This window comes from Microvirga arsenatis (assembly GCF_009910705.1).
Lineage (GTDB): Bacteria > Pseudomonadota > Alphaproteobacteria > Rhizobiales > Beijerinckiaceae > Microvirga > Microvirga arsenatis.
The window spans coordinates 198392-220965 of sequence record NZ_JAAAXJ010000004.1 but is presented as its reverse complement, the minus strand read 5'-3'; the positions used below and the strand labels follow the sequence as shown (position 1 = coordinate 220965).

The 22574-nt window shown below is 67.1% G+C and carries 20 protein-coding genes; 15 read left to right on the top strand and 5 right to left on the bottom strand.

What is annotated here, in order from left to right; all coding sequences use genetic code 11:
* Positions 1 to 88: 88 nt before the first annotated feature.
* The 7 genes from GR303_RS09880 (at position 89) to GR303_RS09850 (ending at position 6470) form a co-directional block, all read left to right on the top strand.
* Positions 89 to 508, top strand: a complete 420-nt coding sequence (locus GR303_RS09880) for a septal ring lytic transglycosylase RlpA family protein (protein ID WP_161722101.1) — start codon at positions 89 to 91, stop codon at positions 506 to 508.
* A 58-nt stretch (positions 509 to 566) separates the two neighbouring features.
* Complete coding sequence (locus GR303_RS09875) at positions 567 to 920, top strand: hypothetical protein (RefSeq protein ID WP_161722102.1); 354 nt, start codon at positions 567 to 569, stop codon at positions 918 to 920.
* 68 nt (positions 921 to 988) lie between these two features.
* The gene (locus GR303_RS09870; RefSeq protein ID WP_161722103.1) at positions 989 to 1294 is read left to right on the top strand and encodes a hypothetical protein; all 306 of its coding nucleotides are present in this window, start codon (positions 989 to 991) and stop codon (positions 1292 to 1294) included.
* Positions 1295 to 1346: 52 nt separating this feature from the next.
* Entirely contained in the window at positions 1347 to 1658 is a 312-nt protein-coding gene (locus tag GR303_RS09865; RefSeq protein ID WP_161722104.1) for a polyhydroxyalkanoic acid system family protein, read from the top strand.
* Between the two features lie 192 nt (positions 1659 to 1850).
* Positions 1851 to 3068 carry a glycosyltransferase family protein gene (locus GR303_RS09860; RefSeq protein ID WP_161722105.1) on the top strand — a complete coding sequence of 406 codons (1218 nt, stop codon included), beginning with the start codon at positions 1851 to 1853 and terminating at the stop codon, positions 3066 to 3068.
* A gap of 5 nt (positions 3069 to 3073) precedes the next feature.
* A complete protein-coding gene (gene glf / locus GR303_RS09855) occupies positions 3074 to 4225 on the top strand; it encodes a UDP-galactopyranose mutase (protein WP_161722106.1) in 1152 nt (383 codons plus the stop codon).
* Positions 4226 to 4298: 73 nt separating this feature from the next.
* Complete coding sequence (locus GR303_RS09850) at positions 4299 to 6470, top strand: family 1 glycosylhydrolase (protein ID WP_161722107.1); 2172 nt, start codon at positions 4299 to 4301, stop codon at positions 6468 to 6470.
* Between the two features lie 98 nt (positions 6471 to 6568).
* On the opposite strand, the gene GR303_RS09845 is transcribed toward GR303_RS09850, so the two are convergent.
* Both GR303_RS09845 and GR303_RS09840 read right to left on the bottom strand, forming a co-directional pair.
* The gene (locus GR303_RS09845) at positions 6569 to 9319 is read right to left on the bottom strand and encodes a glycoside hydrolase family 2 protein (protein WP_161722108.1); all 2751 of its coding nucleotides are present in this window, start codon (positions 9317 to 9319) and stop codon (positions 6569 to 6571) included.
* Positions 9320 to 9500: 181 nt separating this feature from the next.
* Entirely contained in the window at positions 9501 to 9650 is a 150-nt protein-coding gene (locus GR303_RS09840) for a hypothetical protein (protein ID WP_161722109.1), read from the bottom strand.
* On the opposite strand from GR303_RS09840, the gene GR303_RS09835 reads away from it, so the two are divergent.
* The 6 genes from GR303_RS09835 to GR303_RS09810 all read left to right on the top strand — a co-directional run bounded on the left by GR303_RS09835 (position 9649) and on the right by GR303_RS09810 (position 17950).
* The gene (locus tag GR303_RS09835; protein ID WP_161722110.1) at positions 9649 to 9939 is read left to right on the top strand and encodes a hypothetical protein; all 291 of its coding nucleotides are present in this window, start codon (positions 9649 to 9651) and stop codon (positions 9937 to 9939) included. The genes GR303_RS09840 and GR303_RS09835 overlap by 2 nt on opposite strands.
* A 160-nt stretch (positions 9940 to 10099) precedes the next feature.
* Positions 10100 to 12604 carry a DUF3772 domain-containing protein gene (locus GR303_RS09830; RefSeq protein ID WP_161722111.1) on the top strand — a complete coding sequence of 835 codons (2505 nt, stop codon included), beginning with the start codon at positions 10100 to 10102 and terminating at the stop codon, positions 12602 to 12604.
* Positions 12601 to 13098 (top strand): CAP domain-containing protein, encoded by a 498-nt coding sequence (locus GR303_RS09825; RefSeq protein ID WP_161722112.1) that lies wholly within the window; start codon positions 12601 to 12603, stop codon positions 13096 to 13098. The genes GR303_RS09830 and GR303_RS09825 overlap by 4 nt, the downstream gene beginning before the upstream one ends.
* Before the next feature lie 104 nt (positions 13099 to 13202).
* On the top strand, positions 13203 to 15185 hold the full coding sequence (locus GR303_RS09820) for an ABC transporter ATP-binding protein/permease (RefSeq protein ID WP_210254026.1): 1983 nt from the start codon (positions 13203 to 13205) through the stop codon (positions 15183 to 15185).
* 102 nt (positions 15186 to 15287) lie between these two features.
* A complete protein-coding gene (locus GR303_RS09815) occupies positions 15288 to 17084 on the top strand; it encodes a glucan ABC transporter ATP-binding protein/ permease (protein WP_161722114.1) in 1797 nt (598 codons plus the stop codon).
* Positions 17081 to 17950 (top strand): alpha/beta fold hydrolase, encoded by an 870-nt coding sequence (locus GR303_RS09810; protein WP_161722115.1) that lies wholly within the window; start codon positions 17081 to 17083, stop codon positions 17948 to 17950. Before GR303_RS09815 ends, GR303_RS09810 begins: the two co-directional genes overlap by 4 nt.
* A 201-nt stretch (positions 17951 to 18151) precedes the next feature.
* Here the strand turns inward: GR303_RS09810 and GR303_RS09805 are convergent, their stop codons facing one another.
* The 3 genes from GR303_RS09805 to GR303_RS09795 are packed head-to-tail and all read right to left on the bottom strand — an operon-like array spanning position 18152 to position 21206.
* Complete coding sequence (locus GR303_RS09805; protein ID WP_161722116.1) at positions 18152 to 19450, bottom strand: HlyC/CorC family transporter; 1299 nt, start codon at positions 19448 to 19450, stop codon at positions 18152 to 18154.
* Positions 19447 to 20577: a 3-dehydroquinate synthase gene (aroB, locus tag GR303_RS09800; RefSeq protein WP_161722117.1), complete on the bottom strand. Its 1131-nt coding sequence runs from the start codon at positions 20575 to 20577 to the stop codon at positions 19447 to 19449. Before aroB ends, GR303_RS09805 begins: the two co-directional genes overlap by 4 nt.
* A complete protein-coding gene (locus GR303_RS09795) occupies positions 20574 to 21206 on the bottom strand; it encodes a shikimate kinase (RefSeq protein ID WP_161722118.1) in 633 nt (210 codons plus the stop codon). The genes aroB and GR303_RS09795 overlap by 4 nt, the downstream gene beginning before the upstream one ends.
* Positions 21207 to 21468: 262 nt before the next feature.
* Here GR303_RS09795 and GR303_RS24675 point away from each other — a divergent pair, with 262 nt between their 5' ends.
* Positions 21469 to 21618, top strand: a complete 150-nt coding sequence (locus tag GR303_RS24675; protein WP_161722119.1) for a histidine kinase — start codon at positions 21469 to 21471, stop codon at positions 21616 to 21618.
* Positions 21615 to 22547: a site-specific tyrosine recombinase XerD gene (gene xerD / locus GR303_RS09785; protein ID WP_161722120.1), complete on the top strand. Its 933-nt coding sequence runs from the start codon at positions 21615 to 21617 to the stop codon at positions 22545 to 22547. The genes GR303_RS24675 and xerD overlap by 4 nt, the downstream gene beginning before the upstream one ends.
* Positions 22548 to 22574 lie beyond the last annotated feature (27 nt).

Sequence of the window (22574 nt, the reverse complement as noted above, 5' to 3'; positions counted from 1 at the left end):
ATTGGGTCTTCAAAAAAAATAGTCGCCTTATTCTTGCCTTTTTAAAGTTGAGCTTCACTTCCCAACAAAACGGAAGGGGAGACTGTCCTTGAAGAATATCCTCGCCCGCGCATCTGCACTGGTGCCACTTCTTTTCGCCGCCGCCTGCAATACAACGGCATCCAACGATCCCGATACCACAGGATCCATCTCGCAGGCCAGCATCGAATCCGGCCGGCTCCTTCAGCGGGGCACCGCCTCCTGGTACGGGCCCGGCTTTCATGGCCGCAAGACCGCCAGCGGCGAACGGTTCAACTCCTACGACATGACGGCAGCCCACCGTTACCTGCCCTTCGGCACGCGGCTCAGGGTGGTGAACGAATCCAACGGCCGCTCCGTCATCGTGCGGGTGAACGATCGCGGTCCCTTCACCCACCGCCGGATCATCGACCTCGCCAAGGGGCCGGCCCAGGCCCTCGGGCTCACGTCCTCCGGCACCGGCTACGTGTCCCTGCACCGGCTCAATTAGGCGCTTCTTAATTCCTTGCGGCGATTCTGGCCCCGATTCGGGACCAAGGGTTGCTTACATGGAATCGAGATCGCCTCAGCCGACGAACGTCATCCGCTTTCCGGGCGCGCGCATGGCGGCCAATCCCCGCCGCGACCAGAAGAGCCTCATGGATGCCGTCTACGCGGCAGGCTCCCTGCCCATCGACGCGGGCGATCGCGCCACCAAGGCCATGGCCGCCCGGCTCACCATCTCCGGCTTCGTGGTGATCGACGAACTGCGGGCCGACGGGACGTTGCGCCGGCTGCGCCCCTCCGAGGCCATCCACGCCTCGACAGCCCGTCCGTGGCATGTGTCGAAGCCCTCCGGCCGCTACAGCCTGGTCGATGCTCCCGAGACGGATCGGGAGCTGTTTGCCGCCCTGCAGGCCTGAGGCCTCGCCTTTTCGGCCGCCTGAACTATTTTCCTGCGCCTTCTCCGTAGCGCTCAAAGGGGATGGCGATGCATCTGGTTCAAATCCTCCTGCCGGTGGCCGACAATGCGGGCCGCCGCTTCGACAAGGCAGTCTACGGGCGCGTGCGCGGCGAGCTTGCCGAGCGGTTCGGCGGCATCACGAGCTTCACCCGCGCGCCGGCGGAAGGCGTCTGGAAGGAGGGCGGCCATACCGCCCATGACGATATCGTCGTGTTCGAGGTCATGACGCGCGAGATCGACCATGGATGGTGGGAGCGCTACCGCGCGGAGCTCGAGCGCCGCTTCGACCAGGAAACCATCGTCGTGCGCGCGATTCGCGTGGAAATGCTGTAGCGCGGAACCGATTGGCACTGCTTCGCTTGTCGTTGCAAAGCGGAGTATCGTCATGAGCAAGCCCCTCATCGTGTCCATTCCCCACAATCTCGGTCAGGCCGAGGCCATGCGGCGGCTGCAGGGCGGCATGTCGAGCGTGAAGTCGCAGTTCGGCGACAAGGTGGCCTCCATCCAAGAGACCTGGACCGGGAACCGGATGGATTTCCGCGTCGGCGCCATGGGCCAGAACGTTCAGGGACACCTGGAGGTCATGCCGGACCAGGTGCGGGTGGAAGTGCAGCTGCCCTGGATCCTTGCGATGGTTGCAGAGAAGGCAAAGACCTTCATCCAAAAGCAAGGAACACTCATGCTGGAAAAGAAGTGACGTGAGCTATTCCCATGAATAGCCATTCACAAAGATGAACACAGCTGGAACCAAACTGCTTCGTCTGCGTTAGATAACCGATTGCGACCGCGACCCTTCGCCGGTGCGCTTCACTTAAGACATCGCTTTATTCACCCCGGACGCATTCTTCTGTCCGATCGTGACAACACATCTGTATTTGGGGATGGCGCTATGCAAGAGCGTTTGGTGACGCAGTCCTATGCCTTTGGTTCGCCTGTCAAAGCCGGTTCCAAGAAACCTCTTCTCGTCTGCTTCTCGCACCTTCGCTGGAACTTCGTCTGGCAGCGCCCCCAACACCTTCTGAGCCGAGCCGCCAAGCACTACGACGTCCTGTTCATCGAAGAGCCCATGTTCAAGGCGGGCGCCAAGCCGCACATGGATGTGAGCGACCGCCCGCAGGGCGTCACCGTGGCCGTTCCGATCCTCCCCGAAGGCCTGTCGCACGAGGACGTCATCGCCGAGCAGCACGATCTGATCGAGGACCTGATCGGCCGGGAGGCCTCGGGTCCGCGCGTGTTCTGGTACTACACGCCGATGGCGATGGCCTTCACCAGCGATCTCGAATGCGACCTGTGCATCTACGACAACATGGATGAGCTGTCGCTCTTCCGCGGCGCCTCGCAGGAGCTGCTCGATCTGGAGAGCGCGCTCTTCGCCCGTTGCGATCTCGTCTTCACGGGCGGTATGAGCCTGTACGAAGCCAAGAAGAGCCGTCACCGCAGCGTGCACGGCTTCCCGTCCTCCATCGATTTCAACCATTTCTCCCAGGCCCGCTCGATCCGTCAGGATCCGGAGGATCAGGCGCATATTCCCCATGTCCGCCTCGGCTTCTTCGGCGTCGTCGACGAGCGCATGGATATCGATCTTCTGGCGCAGGTCGCGGACCTTCGCCCGGATTGGAACTTCGTCATGATCGGCCCGGTGGTGAAGATCGATCCGGCAACCCTGCCGCAGCGCCCGAACATCCACTGGCTCGGCGGCAAGTCCTATGACGAGCTGCCGCACTATCTCTCCGGCTGGGACGTCGGCTTCATGAACTTCGCCCTCAACGAGGCGACGAAGTTCATCAGCCCCACGAAGACGCCCGAGTTCCTCGCGGCCGGCGTGCCCGTCGTGTCGACCCCGATCACGGACGTGGTGCGCCCCTACGGCGAGAAGGGCCTCGTGGAGATCGCCCGCACCGCGGAGGAGGTGGTCGCCAAGGTGGAAACCGTCCTGGCCCGGCCGAAGGAGCCCTGGCTCGCCAAGGTGGACCGGCATCTCGCCGCCGGTTCCTGGGACAAGACCTGGGCCTCCATGCACAAGCTCATGCTGGACGTCACCGGCGATGCCGCCGCGAACCGTCCTGCCTCCTCCCTTCCCATCTATGCCACCACGCCTGCGGAGTGATCTGAATGTACGATTGGTTGATTGTCGGCGCAGGCTTCGCGGGAAGCGTTCTGGCGGAGCGTCTTGCGAGCGAGCGCAACGAGCGCGTCCTTCTGATCGATCGGCGCAACCATATCGGCGGCAACGCCTATGACCGCTACGACGAGGACGGCCTGCTCATTCACCAGTACGGACCTCACATCTTCCACACTAACTCGAAGCAGATCTTCGACTATCTCTCCCGCTTCACGGAGTGGCGCTTCTACGAGCACCGGGTGCTGGCGGAGGTGGACGGCATGCTCGTGCCGATCCCGATCAACCTCGATACCGTCAACAAGCTTTATGGCCTCAACCTCACCTCCGAGCAGCTGCAGGACTGGTTCGCGGAGCGCGCCGAGAAGATCGGCGAGATCAAGACGTCGGAGGATGTGGTGGTCTCGGTGGTCGGCCGGGAGCTGTATGAAAAGTTCTTCCGCGGCTACACGCGCAAGCAATGGGGGCTCGATCCCTCCGAACTCGACAAGTCCGTGACCTCGCGCGTGCCGACCCGCACCAACCGGGACGACCGCTACTTCACGGACGAGTTCCAGTTCATGCCGAAGCACGGCTATACCCGGATGTTCGAGAAGATGGTGAGCCATCCGAACATCCACGTCATGACGCAGACCGACTACGAGGACGTCAAGAACGTCGTCCCCCATCGCCGCGTCATCTATACCGGCCCCATCGACGAGTACTTCAACTTCCAGTTCGGCAAGCTGCCCTACCGCTCGCTGCGCTTCGAGCATGTGACGCTCGACAAGGCCTGGCACCAGCCCGTGGGCGTGGTCAATTACCCGCAGACCAACGACTACACCCGCGTCACGGAGTACAAGCACCTGACCGGCCAGGAGCACGCCAAGACGGCGCTCACCTACGAGTACCCCTCCGCTGAAGGCGACCCCTACTATCCCATCCCGAAGGCGGAGAACCAGGAGCTCTTCAAGAAATACGAGCGCCTTGCGCTGGCGACGCCCGACGTGTGGTTCGTGGGCCGCCTTGCGACCTATCGCTACTACAACATGGACCAGATCGTCGGCCAGGCGCTCGCCACCTTCCGGCGCATCAACGAATCCCTGCCGATCGGCGCGGACACGTCGACGGTCAAGGTCATGTCGTCGGCTGGCCTGGTTTCCTGATGAAAGATCATATCGAACATTCCGCGCTAAGAATTGTTGTCGAACGCTTAGTGAAATAGCTCGGAGTTGTACGATGAATCGACCACTGGAGCTTTGGGGCGGTCTGGAATGTACTGTCGCAAGAGTTGGTGACGACTACCGCGATCAAAGCCTGGAGACGGGTCATCAGGATCGTATCGAGGATCTCGACCGCATCGCCGAGCTCGGGATCCGCACCCTGCGTCATCCGGTGCTCTGGGAGACGATCTCTCCCGAGAGCCCGGACAAGGCGGACTTCTCCTGGCACGACGTGCGCCTGAAGCGCCTGCAGGAACTCGGCATCCGTGCCATCGCGGGCCTGTGCCACCACGGCAGCGGCCCTCGCTACACCCACATGCTCGATCCCGCCTGGCCCGAGCTTCTCGCGCGCCACGCGGCGAACGTGGCCGAGCGCTATCCGCATCTGGATCTCTATACGCCGGTCAACGAGCCGCTCACCACGGCCCGCTTCTCCGGCCTCTACGGCCATTGGTATCCCCATGGAACCGGCTACGAGGCGTTCCTGAGGATCCTCGTCAACGAGTGCAAGGCGACGGTGCTCGCCATGCGCGCCATCCGCAAGGTTCGTCCCGATGCGCAGCTCGTGCAGACGGACGACATGGGCAAGACCTTCTCGACGCCGACCCTCGCCTATCAGGCCGAGCACGAGAACCAGCGCCGCTTCCTGAGCTTCGACCTCCTGTGCGGCATGGTCGACCGGAATCATCCCTGGTGGGACATCTTCCTGCAGAACGGGGTTCCTCAGGAGGATCTCGAGCTCCTGCTCGAGGCCGATGCCGCGCCCGACATCATCGGCATCAATCATTACCTCACCAGCGAGCGCTACCTCGACGAACGCAAGAACCGCTATCCCGAGCACCATTGGGGCGGCAACGGCCGGCACGAATACGCCGATGCGGAGGCTGTGCGCATGCCGCTGCCGGTGGGCGATCTCGGCCCCGCCGCCCGGCTGCGGGAGGTGTGGGAGCGCTACCGCCGGCCCATCGCCGTCACGGAAGCCCATCACGGCAGCACCCGCGACGAGCAGCTGCGCTGGCTGATGCAGGTATGGAACGATGTTCATGCGCTCCGCGACGAGGGTGCCGACATCCGGGCCGTCACCGTATGGTCTCTGTTCGGCACCGTGGACTGGAACAGCCTGCTCACGCAGCGCAACGGCTTCTACGAGCCGGGGCCTTTCGACGTGCGCGCGCCCGAGCCCCGCAGGACGGTGCTCGCCCATGCCGCCGAGTCCCTCGCCAAGACCGGCACCTACGACCACCCGGTTCTCGACCGGGCCGGCTGGTGGCGGCGCGACATCCGCTTCTACAAGGCGCCGGCGCGGCGCTCGAAGGCGTGCTGGCTGGCCGACGAGCCGCGCCAGCTTCTGATCACCGGCGCCACCGGAACCCTGGGCCGCGCCTACTCGCGCCTGTGCGAGTTCCGCGGCCTCAATCATGTGCTGCTCTCGCGCCAGGACATGGACATCGCCGATCACAAAAGTGTCGCGCGGGCGCTCGACTGCCACAAGCCCTGGGCGGTGATCAACACGGCCGGCTATGTGCGCGTGTCCGAGGCGGAGCATGATCGGCAGGCCTGCTTCCGCGAGAATGCCACGGGAGCCGAGGTGCTGGCGAAAGCCTGCGCCGATCTCGGCATTCCCCTCGTCACCTTCTCCTCCGACCTCGTGTTCGACGGCACTCTCGGACGCCCCTACGTGGAGAGCGACGAGGTCTGCCCCGCCACGGTCTACGGCGAGAGCAAGGCCGAGGCCGAGCGCCGGGTCCTGAAGGCGCACGACAAGGCGCTCATCCTGCGCACCAGCGCCTTCTTCGGCCCCTGGGACCGCTACAACTTCGTCTGGTCGATCCTCAACACCCTGAGCCGGGGAGAGGGGGTGAAGGCAAGCCTCGACGTGGTGTCGCCGACCTACGTGCCCGACCTCGTGAACACCTCCCTCGACCTCCTGATCGACGGCGGCACGGGCATCTGGCACATGGCCAATGTGGGCACGGCCTCCTGGCGCGATCTCGCCGCCATGGCGGCAGAGCGTGCAGGCTTCGATCCGGGCCTCGTCACGGATGCTGGCGACCGGCCGGTGCTGGACACGACCCTGTCCACGGAACGCGGCATCCTCATGCCGCGTCTCGAGAGCGCCCTCGACCGCTTCTTCATCGACAGCGAGGTGGATTGGTCCGAGGAGGCCATGAAGGTCGCAGCCGAGTAGGCCTCGGTCCCTCAGGCATCGTTTCCATTCGATCGAAAGAGAAGGGCGGTGCAGATGATCTCTGCACCGCCCTTTTGCATGGGTTCGGAAAGGCTCGCCTACGCGGCGGCTTCCGCCGCCCGGACCGCCTCTTCGAGACGCGCTGCCCGGGACTCGACCGCGAGCTCCACCAGGGCGTCGGTGAGCATCGTCGCCGTCGGGTCGGCGAGCGGCGCATCCCGCATCAGGCGCAGGGTCGAGGCGACCAGGCGGCCGCGGCCGTAGGAACGTTCGACGCCCAGCGCCACGGGCTTGTGGATCCAGCCGACCACGAGGCCTGCGAAGACGCGGGCCTGGAAGTCGAGCAGGTTGCAGCCCGAGATCACGTAGTCCGGCAGCACCCGGTCCATGGTCTCGTCGAGGAGCGGACCGGAGGGGAAGCGGGCGAAATGGCCCGAGCGCCGCAGCCATCCGAAGGAGGACGCCCAGTCGCCCGACCAGAGCGTGCCGTGGCGCGCCTGCACCTTCACCGCCTGCCAGTGCGGGAAGAACGGGTAGAGACTCATGTCGCTCTCCGGCAGCAGCAGCAGCTTGGCGCCGGCGCGCACGTGGTCCGCGATCGGCTTGCTGTGCGTGCGGGAGACCACGAGCGTCGATTCCTCGAAGGCGCGGGCGAGGGTGTAGCCGAGCGCCCGGAAGCGCTCGCGGATGTCCTCGTCCGGCGACCACACCAGCTCGCGGGCGTGGAGCGGCCTGCCGCGCTTGGGATGGATCGCGATGTCGTGGTGGTTGTGCGCGATCAGGCGGCCGTCGGAGGCGCGCAGATCGAGGTTGATCCGCCGCAGTTCCGGCTCGTCCATGGTGGGCAGCTTGATCTCGACGCGACCCAGATCGAGCACGTCCGGAGCCTCGATGCGAGGGAGAGTCAGGGTCTGGCTCTCGCCGGCGACGGTGACCTCCAGCCGGCAATCCTCCAGAACAGAGCCTGCCCCATGCGCCACCGCCAACCCCAGAGCGACAGTCTCGCCGGACCAGTAGGAGGCGCGCTCCCATTTCGGCACGATCACCGTGTCCGAGTTCACGATGTGGAACAGCTCGTGGAACACGCGCGTGTTGCGGCGCATGTCGAGGAGGCCGTTCGATTCCCAATGGCAGTCGTGCAGCTCGGTGATGACGTAGCCGGCGAGGCTCGGCTTGCGCCGCATCGCCTCGATCTCGTACTTGAGGGCGCGGAACTGCTGCCACTGCGCCGCGATCACGAAGCGGCGCAGGTCGCCGAACACGCGGTCCAGGCTCCAGTCCGAAAAGCGGTTCTCGACCCCGTGGGCGTACATCACGCCCTCGCCCCAGTCGTGACCCGTCTCGAACCACCAGGGCTCCTCGCCCTTCTCGTCGCGCAGGTCCTTCGGATAGGGCAGGCCCCAGTTGCCGAACTCGGAGCACATGAGGGGCTCGCGGCCGGTGATCACCGCATCGCCATGCGGCGAGTACAGCCAGGAGGCGCGGCTCGACAATTCGTCCACGAACTGGTCCCACTGATCCCGGTGGTCGGGATAGGCCGCGTAGAAGTGATAATCCGCGATGTCGGATTCCACGTGGAAGCTCGGCGCCAGCGGCGAGTTGTCGACCACGAGGCGCGTGGGATCGTAGGCCTTGAGCCAGGCGAAGGTGCGCTTGAGCCAGTCGCGGTGATCCGCGTCGTTGACGAGGTCGACGCCCCAGTTCTCGTTGATGATCGTCCAGATGATGATCGAGGGATGGTTCGCATCGCGGTCGACGATGCCCTTCAGCAGCTTCTCCTTGCGCCCGCGCGAGCGGTCGGTGGCCATGCCGCCGTTCGGCAGCTCCGTCCAGATGAGCATGCCCATCCGGTCCGCCACCTCGTAGTAGCGCGGATCCGCCGCCTTGATGTGGCAGCGCAGGCAGTTGAGACCGAGCTCCTTCGCCTTGCGGAACTGATCCTCCAGGAACTCCACCGACGGCACGGTGCAGATCGTGTCCGGGTAGTAGTCCTGGTCGAGGGCTGCGCGAAGATAGAGCGGCTCCCCGTTCAGGTAGAACTTGCCGTTGCGGGTCTCGATGGTGCGGAAGCCGAAGGTGTCGGCGATCTCATCCTTCACCTCGCCGCTGCGGATGAGCGCGAGGCGGATGCGGTAGAGGTTGGGACGGTCGGGCGACCAGGCCTGCACGTCGGCGAGGGTGAACTCGAACGGCATGGAGGTGACGCCGACCTGCGTCTCGTGCATCTCCTCGAGCACGACCTCGCCCGCCGGGTCCGCCACCTGGATGCGGATCTGCGTGGCGTCGGTGAGCGGGCGCGCGAAGAACACGCCGGAGGTCACGCGGCCGGTGGCCAGGTTCGGCACGAGGCGCACCCGGGTCATGTGATCCGCGATGCGGCGCTCCAGGTAGACCGACTGCCAGATGCCGGAGAGGGGGCCGTACCAGCTCTGCTTGCCGAAGGGGATCTCGGCGAAGGGCGAGTCCGGGAATTCGGCCGGGTTGTCCGTGGGGCTGTCGACGCGGACCTTGATCTCGTTCGGACCGGGCTTCAGGTAGGCGGTCACGTCGAAGGAGAAGGGCAGGAAGCCGCCCTCGTTGTGCCCGACGGCCTCGCCGTTCACGAAGACCTTGGTGTTGTGGAAGACCGCGCCGAAGCGGATCCAGATGCTGTCGTGGAGCCAGGCCTCGTCGATCACCACCGTCTTGCGGTAGATGCCGATGCCGGCGCGCATGCGCAGATCCGAAAACTGGGCCTGCCAAGGACTCGGCACCGTGATCTGGCGAATTTCCGCCGGGCCGGACAGGCGGTCGTCGGCCACATGCAAAAATTCCCAAGCCCCATCCAGACTGATGCGATTGTCCTGCATGATCTCTCCTTGAATCAGGGATTACCCAAGGGGCTCGAAAACGGCGAAAACATGGCTTGGCGCCGCAAGGCGGAGGCTGTTCTCCATCCTGCGACACCTCGTGTCACCAAAGCCCGTTCGAACCATCGGCCCCTCGTCCCTGACAGCGTTACCGGCCCGTCTCGAACAACGGGAAAGTGCTTCAATGGATCCCGCCGACAAGCGCGCGGGCGCCATCGAACGGCCACGATTCGACGCGGGCAGGAACCGCCTCTGCCATCTGGCGTTGCCCTGACAACGCCGAGCCTTGCCGCTCGCCCGCCACACCACCCTTCTCGAAGAGGCTCACCATGGCTCAATTGATTCCCGACGATCGCACCCGCCAGGGAGGCTCCGGCCGGCCGGTTCTGGGCGTGCTGATCGGGTCGCTCCTGCTCCTGGCCGTCGCCGTCGGCGGCTACATGATCTGGGTGGGATCGACCTCGCCCGACGATCCGGGCACGGATGCGGCCCGCGCCAACGTGACGGGCTCCACGAGCGGCTCGTCCAACGCCAATCCCACCAACCGGATCACGCCGGCGAACCCGGCCTATCCGGCCCCCGGCGCGCAGCCCTCGGCGAACCAGCCGCCGCAGCGGTAGGCTTTCTTCCCCAACGGCAGCCGGGAGAGGCTCGACGCCCTCCCGGCTTTTTTGTTGCGCTTGGCCTGCCCGGCGGCGAGTTTTCGCCGTAATGATTCGCAAAGAACCGCCCCGCTCAGGCACCGGACCGGTGCAGGGGGAATGCGATAGGGTAGACGGAATGACGGGTATTGGCCTCAAGCGGCTCTTGTCGGCCGCGGTAGTCGTGTTGAGCCTGGCCGCCGGCGGCACGTCCCTCGCGCAGCCGGCACAGACCGCTCCCAATCCTCCGGCTCAGGCTGCGCCCACCCCCGCGCCGGCCACGATCTCCGCCGAAACCAAGGCGGCCCGCGCCAAGCTCGACGGCTACAAGGCCGATCTCGACCAGAAGGAAGCGGCCATCCAGGGCCGGACCATGTCGGACGCGGACCTGCAGGCCATCCGCCAGCAGATCGAGCCGATCATCGCGGACATCAGGGCCGTCATCGACGAGCAGACCCCGAAGCTCGAGGCCAGCAAGCAGCGCCTCAGCCAGCTCGGCCCCAAGCCGGAGAAGGGCCAGCCGGAGGAGAGCGCCGACGTCGCCCGCGACCGCGCCGAGCGCGAGGCCGCGGTGGCGGAGCTCGACGAGACCCAGCGCCTCGGCCGCGCCCTGCTGGTGCAGGCCGAGCAGCTGAGCACCCAGATCGGCGACCTGAGGCGCGCCGGCTTCACCCGCGCCCTGTTCGAGCGCAGCGACGGCCTCTTCAGCCCCGGCCTCTGGATGAACGTGGTCCAGGCGGTTCCGCGGGAGCTGCGGGCGCTCGGGATCGTCGGGGGCGATGCCCTGGAGCAGTTGCGGCGCAACACGTCGTTCGGCGTCCTGCTCCTCCTGGGCATCGCCGTCGGCGCCGCCATCGCGCTCTATGTCGGCCGGCGCTCCATCGCCCCGCGCCTCGTGCGGCGCGATCCCGCCGTCAACGACCCTTCCCGCCGCAGCCGCCTGCTGGCCGCGCTGGGCGTCCTGATCCTCGGGGCCGCGCCGGCCGTGGCCGGCAGCTGGATCGTCTGGGTGGTGTTCGACTCCGTCGACGTGGTGCCCACCCGCCTGGAACAGGTGGTCAAGTCCATCCTCGGCGGCCTCGCCTTCATCGCCTTCGTGCGCGCCCTCATCGATGCCGTGCTGGCGCCGGACCACACGTCCTGGCGGCTGATCCCGGTGCGGGACGCGTCCGCCGCCCGCATCATGAGCTTCTCCGTGATGCTCGCCACGGTCATGGTGGTGGGCAAGGTGATCGAGGCCTTCAACAAGGCCATCGCGGCGGCGCTTCCGATCACGGTGATCACCCGTGCGGTCTTCGCGCTCGCGGCGGCGCTGATCTTCGCCGAGCTCCTGCGGCGCTTCGCGGCCCGGGAGACGCAGGACGAGGCCTGCCTCGGCCCCTACGTGCCGCAGGAGGTCGACATCGGCGGCCCCCTGCGCAGCCTCGGCTGGTTCGTGGTCGCCCTCGTCATCGGCAGCGTGGTGAGCGGATACGTGGCGCTCGCCTCCTTCCTGATCGATCAGGCGGTGGGGATCTCCATCATCATCGCCATGCTGATCCTGGGCATCGCCTTCGCGGACGAGTTCATCGGCGGCTCCCTGCGCGGGCCGAGCCGGATCGCGACGACCCTGCAGGCCAATACGGGCCTGCGGCGGCGCTCCCTCGAGCAGATCGGCATCCTGGCGAGCGGCGTCGCGCGGCTCGCGCTCATCATCATCGCCATCCTGCTCGTGCTGCTGCCCTGGGGCATCGAGTCGACGGACGTGATGGGCTCGCTCCGGGCCCTGTTCTTCGGCTTCAGCGTCGGCGACGTCACCATCTCCCTGTCGTCGATCCTCATCGCGGCGCTGCTCTTCGCGGGCGGGTTCACCATCACCCGGATCATCCAGCGCTGGCTCGACAACACCTTCCTGCCGGCCACCGATCTCGACGCGGGCCTGCGAAACTCGATCCGCACCGCGGCGGGCTATGTGGGCATCATCACCGCGGGCGTGGTGGCCTTCACCTATCTGGGCCTGAGCCTGGAGCGGCTCACCATCGTGGCCGGCGCGTTGTCGGTCGGCATCGGCTTCGGCCTGCAATCCATCGTCAACAACTTCATCTCCGGCCTCATCCTGCTCTGGGAGCGCCCGATCCGCGTGGGCGACCTCGTGGTGGTGGGCGACGGCGAGGGCTACGTGCGCCGGATCAACGTGCGCTCCACCGAGATCCAGGCCTTCGACCGCTCGATGCTGATCGTGCCGAACTCGAACCTGATCTCCGGCATCGTGCGCAACCGCGTGCGCAACGACCGCGTCGGCCGCGTCCTCGTCTCGGTTCCGGTGCCCCGCGCCTCCGATCCCGACCTGGTGGCGGACATCATGCGCAAGGCCGCGCTCGCCCACCGCGAGGTGATGAGCGAGCCGTCCCCGCGCGTGCTGTTCAAGAAGGTGACGGAGAACACCATCGACTTCGACCTCATCTGCTTCGTCGACGACATCGACGCGGCGGGCCGCGTGTCGAGCGACCTCTATTTCGAGATCTTCCGCGGCCTGAGGAAGGCCGGCGTCGGGGTTCCCGCGCCGGCGCCGGCCCCGGAGCACGAGGAGGAGCCGAAACCGGCCAAGGCCGAGGAGAAGGAGGACGAAACCTTAACCCTTCTCAAGGATAAGACGCCCGCATGAAGCGTCTCGTCCTTTTCAGCCTCTCCGTTCTCGCCCTTGCCGCCTGCCAGAGCGAGAAGCCCGTCACGCGGGTCCAGACCCCGAGCTTCTACGTCTCCCTGGCCGATGCCGATGCGGAGGTGGATGCGGCGATGGCCCGCGACATGATCAGCGCCTATCGCGGCAACAACGGTCTGCGCCCGCTGACCCTCGATCCGGATCTCCAGGCCGCCGCGCAGGCGGAGGCGGAGGCGATGGCCAGGGCCGATCGCCCAAGCTCGGCGGAGGCCTTCAAGGCGCGGCTGGCCTCGACCGGCTTCGCACAGCCGGCCGCAAACCTCTCCGCCGGCTATCACACCCTGGCCGAGGCCTTTTCCGGCTGGCGCGAGAGCCCGCCGCACAACCGGGTGCTGCTCAACCCCGCGGCAACGCGGATCGGCATCGCCACCGCCTATGCGCCGAATTCCAAGTACAAGGTCTACTGGGCCCTGGCTGTCGCGGCCGACAGGCGCTGACCGACAGCAACATCCCGGATCGGGGCGGCAGCTCCGGAACATAACCCATGTTAACGCACTTTAGCTTGAGAGTTCCTCAAGTTGACAATCGTGCGTTTCAGGACATGCCGGACTTCGATCCCAAAATGGGCAAGCAGGTGCCCCCGCCTCCGGCGACGGGGAGGGACGGAGAGGCCGGGCCGGGTCAGGGCAGCACCCTGGCGAAGGAGGCACGGGCTGCCGCCTCCCACCAGCCGGAGCCGCAGAAGGGCGGCGAGGCGACACCCTCCGTGACATCACCGAGCATCGGGCGCGAGCTCTCCGCGCTCTTCCGCGACATGTTCCGGAACGGGATGGGCTGGCCCATGCTGCGGCTGTCCGCGGCCATCCTGGTCGTGCTCGTGGCCAACATGTTCGGCCAGGTGCGGCTCAACGAATGGAACGGCGCCTTCTTCGATGCAGTGGAAAAACGCGACAGTGCCTCCTTCTTCCACCAGCTTCTCGTCTTCGTCGTCATCATCGCCGTGCTCCTCGCCCTCGTGGTGGCACAGACCTGGCTGCAGGAGCGGCTCAAGATCAGCCTGCGCAAGCGCCTGACCCAGGTGCTGCTCGACCTGTGGCTCAAGCCCAACCGGGCCTACCAGCTCGGTTTCATGGGCGAATCGGGACGGCAGCCGGATCAGCGCATGCAGGAGGATTGCCGCCTCTTCTCGGAGCTCTCCACCGAACTCGGGGTCGGCATGCTGCAGGCCCTGCTCCTGCTCGTCAGCTTCATCGGCGTGCTGTGGACGCTCTCGGGCATCACCACCTTCACCGCATTCGGCCGCGAAATCACGATCTACGGCTACATGGTGTGGGTCGCCATCGGCTATGCGGGCCTGGGTTCGGGACTCACCTGGCTCGTGGGGCGCCCCCTGATCCGCCTCAACACGGAGCGCTACGCCCGCGAGGCCGACCTGCGCTTTGCGCTGGTGCGCGTGAACGAGAGCGCCGAGAGCGTCGCCCTCTACAACGGCGAGGACGACGAGCGGCGCAGCCTGGACCAGTTCGTGGAAGCGGTGCTCGGCGCCACGCGCCGGCTCTCCGGCGCCCTGGCCCGCCTCACCTGGATCACATCGGGCTACGGATGGTTCGCCATCGTGGTGCCGATTCTGGCAGCGGCGCCCGGCCTGTTCAGCGGGCGCCTCTCCTTCGGCGAGATGATGATGGTGGTCGGCGCCTTCAACCAGGTGCAGTCGGCCCTGCGCTACTTCGTCGACAACTTCCCGAAGATCGCCGATTGGCGCTCGGCCGTCCTGCGCGTCGCCACCTTCCGGCAGGCTGCCATCGACCTCGATCATGCCAATGCCGAGAACGGTCAGATCGATGTGGAGCCCCATCCTCAGGGCTGGCTCAGCTTCGAGGGGCTTTCCGTCGCCCTCAACGACGGGAGCATCCTCATCGAGGACGCGACGGCGGAGATCAAGCCCGGCGAGCGGGTGCTGATCATGGGCGAGTCCGGAGCCGGCAAGAGCACGCTCTTCCGCGCCATCTCCGGCCTCTGGCCGTGGGGCTCCGGCACCATCCGCGTCCCCCCCGGCAACGAGATGATGTTCCTGCCGCAGCGTCCCTACCTGCCCCTGGGCACCCTGAGGGCCGCCCTCAGCTACCCCGCCGCGCCCGACACCTTCGGCGACGAGGACGTTCGCGCCGCCCTGGAGCGCTGCGGGCTCGGCGAGTTCGTGGACATGCTCGACAAGGACGAGCGTTGGGACCGCAGCCTGTCCCTCGGCCAGCAGCAGCGGGTGGCCTTCGCCCGCGTGCTGCTGCACAAGCCGCGATGGGTCTTCATGGACGAGGCGACTTCGGCCCTCGACGAGGAGAACCAGGCCTCCATGCTGGCGCTCTTCGAGAACGAGCTGAAGGGTGCCGGCGTCCTCTCCATCGGGCATCGGCCCGGCCTCGAGGAGTTTCACACCCGCACCCTGCACATCCGCAAGACGAGCGAGGGCGCGATCCTGCTTGCGCGGCCGGCCCGCCATGCAGTCGTCCAGAAACCGAAGCTGGGGCCGAGGTGGATCGGCCGGTTCCGCCGCAAGCTGCGCCCCTCCTATCCCCAGGAGGGATGAGTCCATGCGGCCAAAGGGCTTTTCAGGCGGGGCGGAAGGCGCAACTCTCTATTGCGAACGGAGTTTCCGTCACGTCCTCCATCCATTCGCAGGATGTTCCGCATGCGCCTGATCAGGCTCTACATCCGGGTTCTCGGCGAACTCGGCTCCGATCTCAGGGTCGGCGCCCTGCTCGCGCTCGCCAACGTGGCCCTGGCGATCTCGGCCTTCGCCGAGCCGATCCTGTTCGGCCGCATCATCGACGTGCTCACCCGCGGCCAGGTGCCGGGCACGGCTCCCGTGACCTTCGGCGTGCTGACGCCGCTCATTCTCGCCTGGGTGGCCTTCGGCCTCTTCTCCATCGGCGCCGGCGCCCTCGTGGCCCTGCATGCGGACCGGCTGGCGCACCGGCGGCGGCTTGCCGTCGTGGCCAATTACTTCGAGCATGTCCTCGAACTGCCGCTCGCCTTCCACACCTCCACCCATTCCGGGCGCGTGCTGAAGGTGATGCTGGAGGGCTCGGGCAGCATGTCCTGGCTCTGGCTCGGCTTCTTCCGCGAGCACATGTCCGCCCTGATCGCGCTCGTCGTGCTCCTGCCGCTCACGGTTTTCCTGAACTGGCGCCTCGGTCTCCTGCTCGTCGCGCTCGTCGCCATCTTCGCCGTGCTCACGGCAGTCGTGCTGCGCAAGACGGAAACCCTGCAGGGCTCGGTGGAGCGCTACCACTCGAGCCTCGCCGAGCATGCCTCCGACGCGCTCGGCAACGTGCCGGTGATTCAGTCCTTCACCCGGATCGAAGCGGAGGCGCGCTCGCTGCGCACCATCATTCATCAATTGCTCCAGGCGCAGAACCCGGTACTGTCCTGGTGGGCGCTCGCCTCCGTGGCCTCGCGCGCCGCGGCCACGATCACGGTCACGGCGATCTTCCTGCTCGGCACCTGGCTGCATCTGAACGGGCTCGCCACCATCGGCGAGATCGTCACCTTCATGAGCATGGCGACGATGCTGATCGGGCGGCTGGAGCAGGCGGTGAGCTTCGTGAACCAGCTCTTCATGCAGGCGCCGAAGCTGCAGGAATTCTTCGAGATCCTCGACACGGCGCCCGTCGTGCACGACCGTCCCAATGCCAGGAACGTGGAGCGCTACAGGGGCGACGTGGTCTTCGACAACGTGAGCTTCTCCTACGACGGCAAGCGCTCCGCCGTGCAGGACGTCTCCTTCACCGTGCAGGCCGGCGAGACCATCGCGCTGGTGGGCGCCACCGGTTCGGGCAAGTCGACCACGCTGGGCCTCCTGCACCGCGCCTTCGATCCGCAATCGGGCTGCATCCGCATCGACGGGCTCGACATCCGCGACGTGACCCTGTCGTCGCTTCGCCGCAACATCGGCGTGGTGTTCCAGGAGCCCATGCTCTTTGCCCGCACGATCCGCGAGAACCTGCAGGTGGGGCGGCCCGACGCCACGGATGCGGAGATGATCGAGGCGCTGGAGCGGGCGCAGGCCATCGAGTTCATCTCCCGGCAGGCGGAGGGACTCGACACGGTGATCGGCGAGCGCGGGCGCTCCCTTTCCGGCGGCGAGCGCCAGCGCCTGTCCATTGCCCGCGCGCTCCTGAAAAACCCGCCGATCCTGATTCTCGACGAGGCGACGAGCGCGCTTGATGCCGCCACCGAGCGCAAGCTCCAGATGGCGCTGGAGGAAGTCATGAAGGGACGTACCACCTTCGTCATCGCCCATCGCCTCGCCACCATCCGCAACGCCAACCGCATCCTCGTTTTCGACCAGGGGCGCGTCATCGAGAGCGGCACCTTCGATGAGCTCGTGGCGAAAGGCGGCCGCTTCGCCGAACTCGCCAAGGCGCAGTTCATGGCCGCCGAGGAGCCGCCGAGGCCGCGGGCGAAAGTGTCGGCGCACGCATGAGCCAGGCCTTCGATCCAACCACTCCCGGCATCCGCCGCCGCACCAACGGCATCACGCTTCATGGCATCGAAGCCGGCCCCGAGGGCGGGCCTCTCGTGATCCTCCTGCACGGCTTTCCGGAATACTGGTGGGGCTGGCGCTACCAGATCGGGCCGCTCGCGGATGCGGGCTTCCGCGTCGTTGCGCCCGATCAGCGCGGCTACAACCTGAGCGCCAAGCCGGAGGGCCGGCGCGCCTACGACCTCGACACGCTCGCCGCCGACATCGTCGGTCTTGCCGATGCGCTGGGTCGCAGGACCTTCAGCCTCGTGGGCCACGATTGGGGCGGGCTGGCCGCCTGGTGGACGGCGTCGCGCCACCCCGGGCGCGTGGAAAGGCTCGTCGTCCTCAACGCGCCTCATCCCCAGGTCGCCGGCGCCTATATGCGCTCGCATCCGAGCCAGATGCTGCGAAGCCTCTATGTGGGCTTCTTCCAGCTCCCGTTCGTGCCCGAGACGATGCTCTCCGCAAACGGCCATCGCAGCCTCAAGGATGCGCTCCGGCGCACGAGCCGACCCGGAACGTTCTCGGACGAGGATATTGCCGCTTACGAAAAAACATGGTCGCAGCCGGGTGCGCTCACCGCCATGCTGAACTGGTATCGCGCCCTGCCGTTCAAGCCCGACATGAAGGACGCGACTGTCCGCCCCCCGACCCTCGTGATCTGGGGCAGCCAAGACCGTTTTCTGGAGAAGGGACTGGCGGAGGCAAGCCTCGCCCTGTGCGAGAAAGGCAGCATCCGCTGGATCGAGAACGCCACCCATTGGGTGCAGCACGAGGAGCCTGAGACTGTGAGCACGGCTCTGGTGGCGTTTTTGAAGGCTTGACGTGAGATAAGAGGCGCAGCGTGTTTCCCTCCCCGTTGCGGGGAGGGATGAAGGGTGGGGGTCGCAAAGTCGGAGCGCCCATCAACCTCGTTAGAGTGCAGCAGTTAATACAGCGCCATACTCGGCTGACGCTCACCCGGTCTGACCACCCCCACCCGAGCGCTGACGCGCCCGCCCTCCCCGCAAGGGGGAGGGAAAGGATCATCCCGCCTTCGCACGAACCGGCGCGAGCGGCGTGATCTTGAGCGCCATGATCCGGTTGCGCGACTTGCGCAGAACCTGGAAGCGGAAGCCGTGGAAGGTGAAGATCTGGCCCGTGTCGGGAATGGTCTGCGCCTCGTGGATCACGAGGCCGGCGATGGTGGTGGCCTCCTGGTCCGGCAGGTTCCAGTCCATGGCGCGGTTGAGGTCGCGGATCGGCACAGAGCCGTCCACGTTCACCGAGCCGTTGGGCTGGGGCCGCACGCCCTGCACGGACAGGTCGTGCTCGTCCTTGATGTCGCCGACGATCTCCTCGAGGATGTCCTCCAGGGTCACGAGTCCCATCACCTCGCCGTATTCGTCGACCACGAGGGCGAAGTGGGTCTTGCGGGCGAGAAAGGCCTTGAGCTGGTCGCGCAGGGAAGTGGTGTCGGGCACGAACCACGTCTCCAGCGCGATCGCCTCGACCTTGAGCTTGCTCGCGTCGCCGCCGACCGCGTCGAGGGCCCGCAGCAGGTCCTTGGCGTGCAGCACGCCGACGATGTTCTCCTGGCTGCCGCGCCAGAGCGGCAGGCGCGTGTAGGGGGAGGAGAGCACCTCTCGCACGATCTCCTCCGAGGAGAGATCCGCGTTGATGGTGCGCATCTTGGTGCGGTGGACCATCACCTCCGAGACGCTCAGGTCCTTGAGGTCGAGCAGGCCGCCCAGCATGTCGCGGTCGGCCTTCGCGACGCCGCCCTCCTTGTGCAGCAGGGCCACCTGGCCGCGGATCTCTTCCGATGCCGAGAGGATCGGCGTGTTCTCCCCGATCCTGATGCCGAAGGGCCGCAGCATGAGGCGCACCATGCGCTCGATGGCGATGGCGAGCGGACCCAGAAGCGCCACCGCCCAGGACATGGGCCGCGAGAGGAAGAGGGTGACGGATTCCGGCGAGGAGATCGCGAGCGTCTTCGGCAGCACCTCGGCGAAGACGATCACGAGCACCGACATGATGATCGTGGCGTAGATCGCGCCCTCGTCGCCGAAGATCGCCACCAGCACGCTGGTGGCGAAGGCGGAGACCCCGATATTGACGATGTTGTTGCCGATCAGCACCGTGCCGATGAAGCGCTCTCGCATCTCGAGCAGGCGGTTCACCAGCCTGGCGCGCCGGTCGCCGCCCTTTTCCAGCACCAGCATGCGGGAGCGCGAGGCGCCGGTAAATGCCGTCTCCCCCGCCGAGAAGAAGGCCGAGAGGAGGAGGCACAGGACGACGACGCCCGCCGCAAACCAGAGATCGCCGGAGGAGTCTTCGATCATGTCCGTGACGTGCCGATCTCGCTGTCCAGGAAGGCGCGCACCTTGCCGGCCTCGATGCCGGGCGCGATGAAGCTTCTCCCGATGCCGCGGGCGAGGATGAAGGTGAGGGCGCCGCCCTTCACCTTCTTGTCCTGGGCCATGGCCGCGAGCAGCTCGTCGACCGTGCCGCAGCCGCCCGGAACCTGGGACAGACGCGTGGGAAGGCCCGCGGCCGTCAGGTGCGCCTCGACGCGCTCGGCATCGCCCGGCGGGCAGAGCCCCAGGAAGGCGGAGAAGCGGAAGGCCAACGCCAGGCCGATGGCGACCCCCTCGCCGTGGACGAGGCGCGCGGAATCGTAGGCCGTGATCTTTTCGAGCGCATGGCCGAAGGTGTGGCCGAGATTGAGGAGCGCCCGGTCGCCGGTCTCGTGCTCGTCGCGCACCACCACGGCCGCCTTGGCGCGGCAGCTCTGCGCCACGGCCTCGTCGCGCTCCGGGCCGCCGGCGAAGATGCCCTGCCAGTTGGCCTCGCACCAGGCGAAGAAGCGGGCGTCGTCGATGAGGCCGTATTTCGCCACCTCCGCATAGCCCGCGCGCATCTCGCGGGCGGGAAGCGTGTCGAGAAGGGCCGTGTCGGCGAGCACCAGGCTCGGCTGGTGGAAGGCGCCGACGAGGTTCTTGCCGTGGCGCGAGTTGATGCCGGTCTTGCCGCCCACCGAGGAATCCACCTGCGAGAGCAGGGTGGTGGGCACCTGGACGAAGCGCACGCCCCGCCGCACGACGGCCGCCGCGAAGCCCGCAAGGTCCCCGATCACGCCGCCGCCCAGCGCCACCACCAGGTCTCCGCGCTCGATCCTGGCCTCGAGCACCGCATCGCAGACCCGCTCCAGGCTGGCATAGGACTTTGTGGCCTCGCCGGGAGGCAGCACGACGAGGGTGGTGCGAAGCCCCTGGGCCTCGAGGGCGCCGGTCAGGGCCGAGGCATAGAGCGGGCCCACATGCTCGTCGGTGACGATGGCCGCGGCCCGCGCCCCGAGGGCCGCGATGCGCGCGCCTGCGGACCCGATCAGGCCGCGTCCGACCAGGATGTCGTAGGCGCGCTCGCCGAGCGGCACCGGAACCGTGATGAGGCGCTGCCGGTCCGTCATGCTCCCGCTTTCCCCTGCCTTTCGCGGGCGAACCATTGACCGAGGGTCTCGATGATCTCGGCCACCACCCGGTCGTGGGGGGCCTCGTGGGAATCGACGGTGATGTCCGCCGTGGCGTAGACCGGGTAGCGCTGCTCCATGAGGCGGCGCATGGTTCCCTCCGGGTCGGGGTTCTGCAGCAGCGGGCGGGTCGAGCGCTTGCGGACGCGGCGCATGAGGATGTCGAGGTCGGCCTTGAGCCAGATCGAGACTCCGCGCTCGGCGATGCGGCTCCGGGTCTCCTCGTTCATGAAGGCGCCGCCGCCGGTGGCGAGCACGATGGGGCCCTCCTGCAGCAGGCGGGCGATCACGCGGCGCTCGCCGTCGCGAAAGTGCTCCTCGCCGTGAACCGCGAAGATCTCGGGGATCGACATGCCGGCCGCAGCCTCGATCTCGTGGTCGGCATCGCGGAAGGGAAGCTTGAGCATCTGCGCGAGCCGGCGGCCCACCGTGCTCTTGCCGGCGCCCATGAGCCCGACGAGCACGAGCGATCGCGTGCCGAGCTGGCGGCTGATGGGGTGGCCGCGCTGGCTTGCCTGGTCTTGCCCGCCTGCTTCACCGAGCGGATTGAAGCGGCTGATTGTGTTCATGTCCCATGTCGTAGAGCATCGGGCCCGAAAGTGGAATGCACTTTTGGGATCATCCGGCGCCCATCCTCAAGGCGCATCCCCGGGCCCGCTGGGCCGCCTCGGCGAGAGCCGGAGCCGCACGCCCCGCACCGGGCGCCGGCGGGGCGCGGCGCCCTGTCACAAGGCCGTTATTCCCCAATCCCTCGAAAACTTAACCGGTGAGAGGGACTTGCCTTCGGGGCCGTGGCATGGTTCTAGCGGGTCAACGCATCAAGAGGCTCAGGTGCCCACTCTCTTCCGGTTTCTCCTCGTCGTCGCCGTTCTGGCGGGCCTTGGCTTTGCCGCCATGTTCGCCCTGGCGACCCTCGTCGATCCCGATCCGCGCGAGATCACGGTGCCGGTGCCCACCCAGCGCCAGCCTTCCTCTTCATGAGCGGCGCGCGCCACGCCAGCCTCTTCCTCGACATGCTCGCCGCCGAGCGCGGCGCCTCCAAGAACACGCTCGACGCCTACCGCCGCGACCTCGAGGACTATCTCGCCTATCTGAAGGAGGTGGGATCCCAGCCCGACAGCGCCACCTCGGCCACGCTCCGGGGCTTCATGGCGAGCCTGGAGGAGCGGGGCCTGAAGGCCTCCTCCGCCGCCCGACGGCTCTCGGCCGTGCGCCAGTTCCACAAGTTCCTCTACGTGGAAGGCTATGCGCCGGCCGACCCGACCGCCGCCGTTTCCGCGCCGAAGCGGGCCAGGGCGCTGCCCAAGGTGCTCTCCGTCGCCGAGGTGGACCGCCTGCTGCAGGTGGCCTACGAGGGCGGGCAGAACCCCGAGGCCTCGCCGGGCGAGCGCCTGCGGGCCGCCCGCATGGCCTGCCTGCTCGAGCTCCTCTACGCCACGGGCCTGCGCGTCTCCGAGCTCGTGGCCCTTCCCCGCAGCGCCGCCAGGACCCGCGATCGGTTCCTCGTGGTGCGCGGCAAGGGTGCCAAGGAGCGGCTGGTGCCCCTCACCGACGCGGCTCGCGACGCGGCGCGCGCCTATCTCGCCCTGCTGGAGGAGCAGAAGAAGGCCGTGGGCCCCTGGCTCTTCCCGGCCGACAGCGAGAGCGGCCATCTCACCCGCCAAGCCTTCGCCCGCGATCTCAAGGCCGCGGCGGGCGCGGCCGGCATCCGGGCCGACAGGGTCAGCCCCCACGTGCTGCGCCACGCCTTCGCCAGCCACCTGCTCCAGAACGGGGCGGACCTGCGGGTGGTGCAGGAATTGCTGGGTCATTCCGACATCTCGACCACGCAGATCTACACCCATGTGCTGGACGAGCGCCTGAAGAGCATGGTGCGCGACCTGCATCCGCTGGCGGAGGGGGAGGGGTAGCGCTTCCGTGTCATCCCCTTCCCCTTC